Origin of the sequence: Congzhengia minquanensis (assembly GCF_014384785.1) — a bacterium.
GTDB lineage: Bacteria > Bacillota > Clostridia > UBA1381 > UBA9506 > Congzhengia > Congzhengia minquanensis.
In genome coordinates this window covers 263,294-275,551 of record NZ_JACRSU010000003.1, presented here as the reverse complement: position 1 = coordinate 275,551, position 12,258 = coordinate 263,294, and the positions used below count along the sequence as shown (strand labels likewise).

Genomic DNA, 12,258 nt, shown 5'->3' with positions numbered 1-12,258 from the left:
TTTTATTACCGTGTCCAAACCGTTCCGTCAGCAAATGCTACACGAGTGATTTTGATATTTTTAATTCTATCTGTTTCGCTGTATCCATACAGACTCCAATGCCATGATTGTGTATCCAGCGTACCAAAAGACATCTGCTGCGCATACCCGTCAAACTGGCTGCTTCCAAACCCGTAATATTTTACCGGCTCATTAAATGTATTGTAACAGTTAAACTCCAACTCAATGGCCGAAATTTCTTTATAGCTGATATTGCGCAGTACAATGTTTGCCTGTTTTATTCCATAGCTGTCGGTAACATAACTGGAAATTGCTGCAACCGGCTGTTTCACGGTTGCCCGCCAGGTATCCATAACAACATATACCGTGTTGACAATGTCTTCAAAAAACACGTTTTCATAGTCCCAAAATTTGTCTAGTGCGTCGTCGCAAATATCTATGGCGCCGTTATAATCCGTTACGGAAAGAGCATATTGTATCTGCGGAATTATTTCATTATATAGAGCCTCGTCATGGGTGGTAAACCAGCCGACATTAACATAATCCTGCACTTGCCAGGTTGGCACTGCAATTGTTCTGTCAAAGGGAGCATACATGGTGCTCATAGGCTCTAAATACCAGCCCACATTCTGATACAGTTCAATTTCATCGCCTGAAACCAAAAGCTGTCTGCCGTCTGCTGAATACATTAAAACCGGCGGTGCAGTGAACCACCCCACCGTTTTTTGTGCCTCAACCTCGCTTTCCGCAACAATAAGCTCCCTGCCGTCGGCAGAATACATTGTCACCGAAGATGCAAACACAACTTGTGTCTGCAATACAAAACAAATCGCTAAAAGTAAGTATAACAGCCTTTTTTTCATCTAAAAATACCCCCACTTAGTTTTTAAAAATGCTCCATATTGCTTTCCTGCACAGTGATTTCTTCCCCAGCTTTGGGAACCAGACCATCGTCAAAGTGAATCATCACATTTTGCGCTGTAAGCGTTTTTTGTAACATTTTAATATCTGTTCCATAAACAGGTTTCTTTTCGTCAATTGCCAAAGCACAGGCCACGCCTGCTGCCTGGCCGGAAATGATTGCTGGAGGAATTACGCGCAGAACATCCCACGCATAGCCCTCTCCCGCCGCGCTTCTGCCGGCTGTAATAATGTTTCCGAACCCGTCGCGCACCAGCGTTCCAAACGGAATTTCATATAAAAAGTCCCGCCGGTCGAAGTCGCAAATTGCACCTACTGAGTCGTCAAAGTGCCTGTAGGTGTCCGCTTCCTTCAGGGTATAGTTCCCGTCGATGTGCCGCGTGGTTCGAAACTGCGGCATGGTGGGAATTCGAAGTATGTCCCGTGCCGCTTTATCCTTATCATTTTTCAGCTTATTCAACGCTTCAATGTGATTTTCCACCACATAGTTCGTCACGTCTTTTGAATTTGTTCCCAGCCAATAGGGCTTTCCCTCCGGGTGGCCGCCGCCATAAAGGTTTGCATTTCCGCCGCTTGCCCAGTGCTGCAAATTACCTAAATCGCCGCTTTCCGCTGCCTTTTTGCACATTTTAGTGTCTGCGCCGTGCATCATAAACGTGTGAAAGTTCCGTCCCTGCACCGTTGGCACGCCTGCCTGAACCATTAAATCTCCGTCGCCGGTGGCATCTACAAACATGCTTGCCGTGTAATATTCAAAACCGGACTTGTTCACAACCACAACGCCTTTCACCTGGCTGCCTTCCATCGCCACGTCTGACACCACAGAATCATATAAAATGGATACGCCCTCACTCTTAATAAACTCAGTCAGCGCCAAAACAAAAATCGGCACGGAATACCGCGTCACATATCTGGGTCCGTCTTTTGTGGGGTTACCATTTTTCCAGCAGTCGGGAATGGTGTCATATCCGTATTTTACAGATAGTTGTAACAACTCCTCTGCCATGCCCTTAATAATCTGCACGCCCCGACCGTTGCATAGGGGAACAAACAGGTTAATCAGTCCGATGGTTGCTAGCCCACCCAAACAAATGGTTTTTTCAATTAACAGTACCTTTTTGCCCATGCGGCTTGCGGACACTGCCGCCGCAATACCGGAAACTCCGCCACCTGCTACGATAATGTCATAGCTTCCTTTCACCGGAACACTTTTTTTCACTTCAATGCAATCCAAACAATCACCCCTCTGTTTTTGATAGTTTTATTTTACCATGACCCCAAAAAAATGTCAATTGCTCACTGTGATATTTTACCAAATTCTGCTTTAAAAATTTCCCAAAACTTGTCCACTTGACACAATCTTAAAGTTGTGGTATAATAAAAAAGTAAATTCATAACTTTTGACACAAGGGAATGTGATAGGCTAAATAATGGCAAAGAAGGTGTTTTTTTAGTGATTAACAAAAACGATTTGGAACGGGTTCGTACGCTGATTGAAAACAATATAGGTTCACACATTAAAATCACGGTAAAAAAAGGCCGCAAGCGGGTGGTTGTGCGCTACGGCACTATTAATGCCGTTTATCCGTTCACCTTTAATGTCACTTTAGAAAGCATTTCGGATTTTGCCGACGCCAGCAGAAACGTTTCGTTAAACTATTCCGACGTGTTAACCGACGCAGTTTCCCTTTCGCTGACAGAGTCTGGCGAGGAAATTGGATAACTATTTACAAAAAAATTAAAACCGGCTAATTAGCCGGTTTTCTTTTTACTCAAATTTGCGTTTTTTTGCTCTTTTTTATTCATTCATCTTGTTTTTCACAAAAAATATGTTGACTATTGACTTTGTAAATGCTAATATGTAACTTACCGAAAGGTAATTCTAAATTATTTTAAGTTATGGAGTGATTTGAACATGAAAATTGCATTTTCAACCGTCGGATGTCCCGAGTGGTCTTGGAATGACATCTACATTATGGCAAAGGATTTAGGGTATAACGGCATTGAGCTTCGCGGCCTTGAAAATGAAATGAATCTATTAAAAGCGCGTCCCTTTACAGATGCGCAGCTAACAAAAACTTTAAATAACTTAGAAAAGCTAAACCTTTCCATCTCCTGTCTGGCCTCCTCCTGCTACCTCGGCGGAACAGACGACGAAAACGAAGCGCTAAAAGAAGGATTTGACTATATCGATTTAGCGTCAAAATTGGACTGTAAATATGTCAGAATTTTGGGCGATTTAAACCCGGATCCCAGAGGCGAAATTGACGACGAGCGTGTAATCCGTCTGCTGCGCCGCTTAATTCCGGCGGCAGAGGAAAAGAACATTTGCCTGCTGGTGGAAACCTCCGGTGTGTATGCAGACACCGCGCGCCTGAAAAAAATAATCGAAACGGTTGATAATTCCCACGTGCAGGTTTTGTGGGATATTCACCACCCGTTCCGGTTTTTCCATGAAACGCCGGAGCAAACCATTGCAAACATTGGGAAATATACCAAATATGTGCACATTAAGGACTCGGTGATGAACGGGGACGGCACAGTGCAATATAAAATTCTGGGCGACGGCGACGTGCCGGTTGTTGAGATTTTAGACCAGTTAAAAATCTCCGGTTACGACGACTATGTGTCGTTAGAGTGGGTAAAACGCTGGAACAAAAACTTAGAAGACGCGGCCGTGGTGTTCCCTGCATTTGCTACTTTCATGTCAGACTACATGGTGGGAGAGCCCCACAAGCTTTATGACAACAAGGCCAAAACCGGAAAATTCCCCTGGCCGAAAGAGCATTTAATTGACTGCACGTTCCCCGACGTGTTAGACCGGATTTGCGATGAGTTTCCCGAACAATTTGCATTCCGTTACACAGAGCTGGACTACACCAGAACCTATCCCCAGTTCCGGGAAGACGTCTATACCTTTGCCCGCGCCCTCATTTCCATGGGCGTGAAAAAGGGCGACCATGTTGCCATTTGGGCAACAAATGTTCCCGCATGGTATATTACGTTTTGGGCTACGTCCACCATCGGCGCGGTTTTGGTAACGGTGAACACCGCATATAAAGTGCATGAAGCGGAATATTTGCTCCGCCAGTCTGACACCCACACGCTGGTTATGATTGATAAATGCAAAGACTCCGACTATGTTGAAATTATAAAAACCTTGTGTCCCGAGCTGGAAACAAGCCAGCCGGGCGAGTTAAAATCGAAAAAATTGCCGTGCTTGAAAAACATCATTACGGTTGACAGCAAGCAGCCGGGCTGTTATTCCTGGGATGAAGCCATTGCAATGGCGCAGAAAACACCAATTGAAGAAGTTCACCGCCGGCGCGCACAGATTGACAAACATGATGTTTGCAACATGCAATATACCTCCGGCACAACCGGGTTCCCCAAGGGTGTTATGCTCACCCACTACAACGTGGTGAACAACGGCAAGGCAATTGGCGACTGCATGGATTTGTCCACTGCAGACAGAATGATGATTCAGGTGCCCATGTTCCATTGCTTCGGCATGGTGCTGGCTATGACGGCTTCTATGACCCACGGCACTACCATGTCGCCTATGCCCATGTTCTCGCCGCGGCGCTCGCTTGCCTGCATAAACAAGGAAAAAATTACGGCATTTCACGGCGTTCCCACCATGTTCATTGCCATGCTGGGGCATGAAGACTTTGAAAAGACCGACTTTTCTTACATGAGAACAGGCATTATGGCGGGAAGTCCCTGCCCGGTTAAAGTTATGGAAGATGTTGTAAACAAAATGCACATGTCGGAAATTTGTATTACCTACGGGCAGACAGAGGCGTCGCCGGGCTGCACCATGAGCTGGACGGACGACTCGCTGGAAACCCGGGTAAACACCGTTGGCCGGGCGATGTATGGCGTGGAATGTAAAATTGTAGACCCTGAAACCTATGAAGACCTGCCTGACGACGTTGACGGAGAATTTGTGGCCCGGGGCTATAACATCATGAAGGGATATTACAAAATGCCTGAAGCCACCGATGCGGCAATTGACGAAAACGGCTGGCTTCACACCGGCGACCTGGCAAGAAGACTGCCGGACGGAAACTATAAAATTACCGGCCGTATTAAAGACATGATTATTCGCGGCGGCGAAAACATTTATCCGAAAGAAATTGAAGACTTTATTTATACACACCCGAAAGTGCAGGACGTTCAGGTAATCGGCGTTCCCAGCGAGCAGTATGGCGAGGAAATTATGGCCTGTGTCATTTTAAAACCGGGCGAAGAGTCCACCGAAGACGAAATGAAGCAATATGTATTAGATCACATGGCGAAACACAAGGTTCCAAGCTATGTTGCTTTTGTTGACGAGTTTCCTATGAACGCCGCCGGTAAAATTTTAAAATATAAAATGCGCGACTGGGCTGTGGAAAAATTAAATTTACAAAAAGCAAATTCCATAGAAACCGCATAAAATACAAACACCGCTTTCCGTTTCAAACGGAAAGCGGTGTTTTTGATTTACTTTTTCTTCTCTTTTTCCTCGTCTTGTTCAATAAACAACTGATATGGCTCAATCTCTAAAATTTCGCAGAGATGGAACAGCATGTCTAAAGACGGTGCTTTGTTAACATTTTTCGCTTCGAGATGACTAATATGCGTTCTTGAAACATTCGCTTTCATAGAAAGTCCAACCTGTGTAAGATGCTTTCTCTTACGAAAAAAAGCAATGTTCCTGCCGATAATTTTGTAATATTCTTCTCTGTCTTTCATGACATCACCTCTTTACATAAAATGCTAACACAAAATTTGCAAAATAAAGCTTGCCATTAGCTTGCAACTATGATATACTATATGTAAAGGGCATCTTTTTTATTCTTTGACAGACAAAAGTATCTAAAAATAGGTGTTTCTGTCCGTCAAAGGCGGACAACTGTATAATCCCCCGACGTGCCGCGGCTTTCCCCCCCCATAACCGGGCTGCGGTACGTCACCCCTAAAATAAAGGGCCGCTAATAATCCCTTAGCGGCCCTTTTCTTCTTTTACTGCACCTTATTAATTTCGTTTAAATTCTCCAGCATATTTTCAATAAACACACCATATCCCCGTTTTGGGTCGTTCACAAACACGTGGGTTACGGCGCCGATAATTTTTCCGTCCTGCAAGATTGGGCTTCCGCTCATTCCCTGGACGATGCCCCCCGTTTTATCAATCAGCCGTTTGTCGGTAACGTTTACCACCATGTTTTTATCGTCCACCGCGTGTTTCATAATTTTCACAATTTCCACTTCAAATTTTTCTACCTTGTTGTCTTCCACGTTTGCATAAATTTCCGCTTTCCCGGTGTGAACCTGAGCTTTCGATGCCACAGGAACCGGTTCCTGCGACACACCCACGTCATATCCGCTTTCTATAACGCCGTAAATGCCCTGCGTCGTGTTTTTCATGATCACGCCCCGGTCTGCACCGCTCTGATCAAACAGGCCGCACAGTTCCCCCGGTTCACCCCGCTGTCCCTTTTTCACGTCAACAATTTTCGTATCCGAAATGCTGCCCTGCTCCACCGGCATCAGTGCACCTGTGTCTACATCTGTTATTGGGTGTCCCAATGCACCATATAAATTGGTCTTTTTATCTACGAACGTTAATGTTCCAATTCCCGCTGTAGAGTCGCGCACCCAAATGCCAAGCTTATAGCCGTCCTTTGTTTTCACCGGCGTCAAGGTTTTTTCCATCTGTTCTCCGCTGCGTTCCACCGAGAGCGTCAGAGGCTTGCCTTCCGACTCCGACACAATTTTTCCAAACTGCTCAACTGTGTGCAGCTCTGCACCGTTTACCCGCATAATCATGTCGGCATTTTTAATATCCGCATCTTTCAACGCGTCTATGGTTTGCCCGCCTTCTCCTGTCAGCTTTTCTGTCCCCACACACATCAGCCCCCGGGTAAACAGCTTAATTCCAATGGTTTTTCCGCCGGGAACTATTTCGGTGGCCGGCAAAACATCAACTTCCACATTTTTAACCGGAATTAAGCCGAACAGTTTAACCGCGGCGTCATATTCGCCGTTTGCTTCCATTGTGCCTGAGGCAGCTATATGAACAGTGTACGGTGAACCCTCCCGCACATCAATATTTTCGCCGTAGAATATTTTAATTTTGTCGGGAAAATAGACGTCACATTCGACGAACATTGCTGTTGCCGTAATGATTAAAAAAATGAAAAACGTCTGAACCCGCTTTTTCGTATGTGCCCGCAATTCATCACTCCCTTTTGGTCTGCATGTTTATTATTGACCGCAGGAGCATATAAATACTAATTATTATTTACATGATTTCCAAATTCATCCAACGATTTAAACCGGTATCCTGCTGTTTTTAAGTCTTTTATCACTTTGTCTAATATATTGGCATTATTTTCTGAAACAGCATGGAGCAACAAAATTGCCCCGTCGTGCACGCCGTCCATTATCTGGGAATAAGCATAATCTGTTCCCTTTTGATTTTTTACGTCCCAGTCTTTATACGCAAAACTCCAGAATACGCTGGTGTAGCCCAAATCCTGAGTCAGACTCAGCGTCCGTTCGGAATATTCCCCCATGGGCGGGCGGAAAAATTTCATTTCCTGTCCCGTTAGTTCTGTAAAGCTGTTGGCCAGCCCAACAATTTCGTTTTTCAGCTTTTCCGCGCTTTTTACGTCCGGCATGCTGGGATGGTTAATCGTATGGTTGCCAACAATATGCCCCTCGTCCACCATGCGCTTTATCAATTCCGGCTGATTTTTAATATATGGACCGGTGACAAAAAATGCGGCCGGAACCTCGTTTTCCTTTAACACGTCTAAAATTTTCGGCGTGTAACCGTTTTCATAGCCCTCGTCGAACGTGAGGTATAACGCATGAGGCTCGCTGTCTTTGTAAACCGCACCATATTTGTTTAAAATTTCAACTGTTTTTGCAGGAATTTCCGGCGGTGCATTTTTATTTTTTTTCAGTCCCCAGCCGTTTTTTTCATTGGGCAGTTCGCTGTATTTGCCCGGATTCAGCTCTGCCGGCACATTCACCGCAACAGGCGTTATATCTTCTGTTATCTCGTTTTTAAAAACGCTTTTCGATGTGCAGCCGCTCAATAACAAAACCATTGACATTAAAATTAGTATTAGCTTTTTATTCATCATTCATGCTCCAAAGGTTTTTTTATATTTATATGCTTCTGCTAAAAAAAAATTCTTAAATTTAAACGTAACTTAACTAATGTGTAACAATTATCATGTATAATAAACATAAAGAATGGAAAATCTACAATTTGTGACGTTTGCAGCAAGGAGTGTGGGAAATGGCCGTTAGAAGAAGAAAAAAATATTCGTTTAAACCAAACAAGCACACTGTTCTGGTTTTGGTTTTGCTTGTTATTATAGTCTGGGTTATCGCAGGCCTTAGCTCCTGCATGAACCGGCACGACAAGTCGCTCCGCGGGGCCGATTATACATATGAGGCGGTCCTGCTGCCCGAATATCAAGTGCGGCGCTGTGTGCAGCCCGACGGCACCCCATCGGCCGACTATTTTGAAATTTACCCTCCTCAGGCCGGTGACAAGGTAGTTTACCTCACCTTTGACGATGGCCCTTCCGCCAAAGTAACGCCGCAAATATTAGATATTTTAAAACAATATAATGTAAAAGCAACGTTTTTCATTATTGCAAAAAATGCGGAGCAGTATCCAGACACAGTGAAACGTGCGGCCGACGAGGGACACACCATTGCCAGCCACACCTATTCCCACGATTACAGCTATGTGTATGGAAGCTTAGAAAATTTTAGAGAAGAAGTGAACAAAGCAAAAGACGTTTTAACAAACATTGTGGGAGAAGACGCTTTTACCAATATTTTTCGTTTCCCAGGGGGGGCGTTCCGGGAGCAGCGGGCAGAATTTAAAAATGTTTTAATTGAGGAAAATGTTCCGTTTGTAAACTGGAACTGTTTAACGGGCGATGCGGAAACCAGGAGTCCGGTTCCAGCTAATTTAATTGAAAAAGCGAAAAAAACAGCAAAATCCTCCGGGTCGGATTCGCTTACCATTTTAATGCACGACGCTGGAGCAAAGCAGGCTACGGCTGACGCGCTTCCCGGTCTGATTGAATATTTTCAGGGCGAGGGCTACCGGTTTGAAGCTTTAAAGCGATATTAAATAATAAAATATGCCCGGGGGCAGGTTTGCCCCGGGCATATTTTTTATTGCATGCTGTTAAACTTTTGTTTTGCCTGATCAATTTTCTGCTGCTCTGCTTTTTCCTGGGGATACCAGCCTTTATCAGACATTTTTGTATAAATTTCGTTCTGCATTGCCAAGCATTCGTCCAGCGACATTTTAAATGCGCTGTGCACTGCGGGCGTAGACGATTCTATGGTGCCGTGCATCAGTAAATCGCACGCGCCCTTTGTTGCGGTTAAAATGTTATCCATAATGACTCTGTCTTCCATGTAAATACCTCCTTAATTAGTTTGATGATAATAAATTATAAATTTTTCCGAATGTTTCCTGGTGTTTTGAGGATAATCCCTGAACAAAACTTTTCAGCTCCGGGTCCTGAATTTGGCTTGCAAAATCTGAGCAGGCAGTTTTCATTTGTTTTTCGTGACCCAACACATCTTCAACATAAAGCAATTCTTTTGGTGACATAACATTTTACCTCCTGATTTAAAATTTTCTTTGCTTTCATATTTTTTCCGCCCCCCCTTTTTTTATTCAAAATTTTGTGATATAATGAATGAACAGAAAAAAACAGGAGCTGACAATTTATGAAACTTGGACTGGTTTTGGAGGGCGGCGCCAGCAGAACCTATTTTTCCGTAGGCGCAATGGACGCACTGATGGAGGAAAACATTTTTGCAGACTATGTCATTGGTGCATCTGCCGGAATAGCCAACGGGGTGTCGTATGTTTCGCGCCAAAAAGAGCGCAGCCTGGAAATCGGAATGAAATATTTTCCCGACAAACGGTATATGGGACCGCGCCATTTGCTAAACCGCAGCAACAAAAGCTACTATAACATTCAATTTGTGTTTGACGATATGCCCAACGTCCATCTCCCGTTCGACTATGATACATATCAAAAATACAGCAAAAACGTCTATGCCGCGGTAACAAACCTGAACACAGGAAAGACGGAATATTTAAACATTCCCGGCGACGATAAATCCTGGGCGGTTTTAATTGCCACCTGCGCGCTGCCGATTTTGTTTCAGCCTGTAAAAATTGGAAACAATCTCTATATGGACGGCGGAATTACCGACTCTGTTCCCATTGAAAAGGCTCTTTCAGACGGCTGCACCAAGAATTTGGTAATTCTAACGCGGGAAAAAAACTATATAAAAAAAGAAGAGCCTGCGCTGAAGCTTGCAGCTTTTAAATACCGCAAATATCCGCTTTTCACACAGGCTTTAAAGGCAAGAACAGAAAACTACAACCAGTCCCACCGCCGTTTGCTGGAGCTGGAACAGGAGGGCAAGGCCTTCATCATTGCCCCACAAAACACCGCAGGCTGGCGCAGAACGGAATCTGATCCCAGGAAGCTTAAAAAAATGTATGACGATGGATTTCGGTTTGTGAAAGAAAATTTGAATCAGATTAAAGCGTATGCCACTTGATTTTTTTTATTCGTTATAATATAATTGGTAATGATGCCCAGTAAAAAAGCAAACGCATAAGGAGAGGGACATGGTTCAATCTACAAAAAAATTTTTAGAACTTCTCAGACGGAAAAAACTGAAGGTTACCTTAACTGAAAATTATGCCGGAAAGGCCGATGCCATCACCTTGGGATTCAACGGAAAGCACTTGCAGCCGATTAACATTGCCATTTTTATGTATACAAACGGATTTGAAGCAAGTGTTCAATGTGGAATTGAAAAAATTCAAGAGGGGAAAGCCGTCGAATGCCTTAAAGTTTTGAACGAATTAAACCGCAGATATAAATGGGCAAGGTTTTCTCTCGATCCCACCCGGGTTGTTATTTGTGAAATTGACGTGCCTGCAACCAGTGAAACAGTTCCCGAAATAACATTTCAAATGCTTGCCTCCATGATTCGCACGGCAGACGAGGCATATGTGAGCGTTCAACCGTTTGAAGATGCATCCAACACTGTGACAGACGGAATTTAAATAATAAAAAGCCGCACAAAAATTTGTGCGGCTTTTTATTATTTCCAAATCTCTTTACACCTGTCAGCAAATTCTGTAACCGGCATTTTGTAAATTTCACATTTTCCAATTTCTTTTAACAAAATTACGCTGATGCTGCTACCAGTTGCCTTTTTGTCTAAAGCCGCGCCCATAAGCTGTTGTTCCTCTATGTCAATTGCGGTGGGCAGGCCATTTTTCTTAATAAGTTTTAAAACTCTTTCTGCGGTTCCCAGTGCAGTACGGCCCATTTTTTCACCAAGGCGCGATGCAACAATCATTCCAAAGGCCACCGCTTGGCCGTGGGTATAGCCCGTGTAATGATAAGCCTTTTCCACAATGTGCCCTGCGGTGTGGCCGAAATTTAAAATCATTCTTAAGCCGGTGTCATGTTCGTCTTTTTCCACCACCTGCCGTTTAATGTCGCAGCAGGTGAACACAATATCTGCAATGTTTTCCAACAGCGCATCTTTGCCTTCTGCTTCTTCAAGCCGTGAAAACAGCGCTTTGTCCCAAATCGCACCATATTTTATGACTTCGGCCAAACCGCTTGCAAATTCCTTGCCCGGCAGCGTTTTTAACGTTTCCGTGTCAATGATAACCTGTTTCGGCTGATAGAATGTGCCTACCAAATTTTTGCCCTGAGGCACGTCGATGGCGGTTTTTCCTCCTACGGAGCTGTCTACCTGGGCCAGGAGGGTTGTAGGAATTTGAATAACATCAACTCCGCGAAATAGCGTTGACGCACAAAAGCCCGCAAGGTCACCCACCACACCGCCGCCGAGAGCTACCATTAAATCAGCCCGCGTCATGCCGAAATCGAAAGCTGCGTCATAAAGCTGCTTTAGAAAGTCCAGCGATTTTGTGGTTTCGCCTGCCGGAAGCACAACGGTTTTTACATCTGCAATCTGCTCTAAGGAATTGATAAGCCGTTCCCCATAAAACCGGTTAACGTTTTCATCCGTTACAATCATAATTTTTGCAGGATTCGAAACATTTTTCACATATTCCGCCGCCTGGTTTAATATATTTTTTCCAATTAAAATATCATATTCATGGTTTGGTACGGTTACATGGAGCGTTTTCATCATTGTCAAGCCTTTCTTTCAGTATTTCGGTATTTATTTTATCACATTTTGGCTGAAATTTCAACCAGATTGATTTGTTGACGCAGAAGAAAAAACGTGATATAA

General features: G+C 44.1%; 13 protein-coding genes. 5 read left to right on the top strand and 8 right to left on the bottom strand.

Going from position 1 to position 12,258, the window contains the following annotated elements:
- Window positions 1–5: 5 nt before the first annotated feature.
- Both H8698_RS09135 and H8698_RS09130 read right to left on the bottom strand, forming a co-directional pair.
- Window positions 6–863: a hypothetical protein gene (locus H8698_RS09135; RefSeq protein WP_177677795.1), complete on the bottom strand. Its 858-nt coding sequence runs from the start codon at window positions 861–863 to the stop codon at window positions 6–8.
- Between the two features lie 23 nt (window positions 864–886).
- On the bottom strand, window positions 887–2,155 hold the full coding sequence (locus H8698_RS09130) for an FAD-dependent oxidoreductase (RefSeq protein ID WP_249313022.1): 1,269 nt from the start codon (window positions 2,153–2,155) through the stop codon (window positions 887–889).
- A gap of 219 nt (window positions 2,156–2,374) precedes the next feature.
- On the opposite strand from H8698_RS09130, the gene H8698_RS09125 reads away from it, so the two are divergent.
- Together H8698_RS09125 and H8698_RS09120 are read left to right on the top strand one after the other, a co-directional pair.
- Window positions 2,375–2,644 carry a Veg family protein gene (locus tag H8698_RS09125; protein WP_249313019.1) on the top strand — a complete coding sequence of 90 codons (270 nt, stop codon included), beginning with the start codon at window positions 2,375–2,377 and terminating at the stop codon, window positions 2,642–2,644.
- A 192-nt stretch (window positions 2,645–2,836) separates the two neighbouring features.
- Window positions 2,837–5,362, top strand: a complete 2,526-nt coding sequence (locus H8698_RS09120) for an AMP-binding protein (RefSeq protein ID WP_177679991.1) — start codon at window positions 2,837–2,839, stop codon at window positions 5,360–5,362.
- A 47-nt stretch (window positions 5,363–5,409) separates the two neighbouring features.
- On the opposite strand, the gene H8698_RS09115 is transcribed toward H8698_RS09120, so the two are convergent.
- From H8698_RS09115 to pdaA, 3 genes are all read right to left on the bottom strand, one after another.
- The gene (locus tag H8698_RS09115; protein ID WP_177679992.1) at window positions 5,410–5,661 is read right to left on the bottom strand and encodes a helix-turn-helix domain-containing protein; all 252 of its coding nucleotides are present in this window, start codon (window positions 5,659–5,661) and stop codon (window positions 5,410–5,412) included.
- Window positions 5,662–5,931: 270 nt separating this feature from the next.
- Window positions 5,932–7,146, bottom strand: coding sequence for a SpoIVB peptidase (gene spoIVB / locus H8698_RS09110; RefSeq protein WP_249313013.1), 1,215 nt, complete (start codon window positions 7,144–7,146; stop codon window positions 5,932–5,934).
- A 56-nt stretch (window positions 7,147–7,202) separates the two neighbouring features.
- Complete coding sequence (gene pdaA, locus H8698_RS09105; protein ID WP_249313012.1) at window positions 7,203–8,060, bottom strand: delta-lactam-biosynthetic de-N-acetylase; 858 nt, start codon at window positions 8,058–8,060, stop codon at window positions 7,203–7,205.
- 161 nt (window positions 8,061–8,221) lie between these two features.
- On the opposite strand from pdaA, the gene H8698_RS09100 reads away from it, so the two are divergent.
- The gene (locus H8698_RS09100; protein WP_249313010.1) at window positions 8,222–9,073 is read left to right on the top strand and encodes a polysaccharide deacetylase family protein; all 852 of its coding nucleotides are present in this window, start codon (window positions 8,222–8,224) and stop codon (window positions 9,071–9,073) included.
- Window positions 9,074–9,117: 44 nt separating this feature from the next.
- Here the strand turns inward: H8698_RS09100 and H8698_RS09095 are convergent, their stop codons facing one another.
- Complete coding sequence (locus H8698_RS09095) at window positions 9,118–9,366, bottom strand: spore coat protein (protein ID WP_249313009.1); 249 nt, start codon at window positions 9,364–9,366, stop codon at window positions 9,118–9,120.
- Window positions 9,367–9,382: 16 nt separating this feature from the next.
- Window positions 9,383–9,565 carry a hypothetical protein gene (locus tag H8698_RS09090; protein WP_249313007.1) on the bottom strand — a complete coding sequence of 61 codons (183 nt, stop codon included), beginning with the start codon at window positions 9,563–9,565 and terminating at the stop codon, window positions 9,383–9,385.
- 119 nt (window positions 9,566–9,684) lie between these two features.
- Here H8698_RS09090 and H8698_RS09085 point away from each other — a divergent pair, with 119 nt between their 5' ends.
- Window positions 9,685–10,533: a patatin-like phospholipase family protein gene (locus H8698_RS09085; RefSeq protein WP_249313006.1), complete on the top strand. Its 849-nt coding sequence runs from the start codon at window positions 9,685–9,687 to the stop codon at window positions 10,531–10,533.
- 70 nt (window positions 10,534–10,603) lie between these two features.
- On the top strand, window positions 10,604–11,047 hold the full coding sequence (locus H8698_RS09080; protein ID WP_249313003.1) for a YbjN domain-containing protein: 444 nt from the start codon (window positions 10,604–10,606) through the stop codon (window positions 11,045–11,047).
- A 38-nt stretch (window positions 11,048–11,085) separates the two neighbouring features.
- On the opposite strand, the gene aroB is transcribed toward H8698_RS09080, so the two are convergent.
- Complete coding sequence (aroB, locus tag H8698_RS09075) at window positions 11,086–12,153, bottom strand: 3-dehydroquinate synthase (protein ID WP_346726842.1); 1,068 nt, start codon at window positions 12,151–12,153, stop codon at window positions 11,086–11,088.
- Window positions 12,154–12,258: the final 105 nt, after the last annotated feature.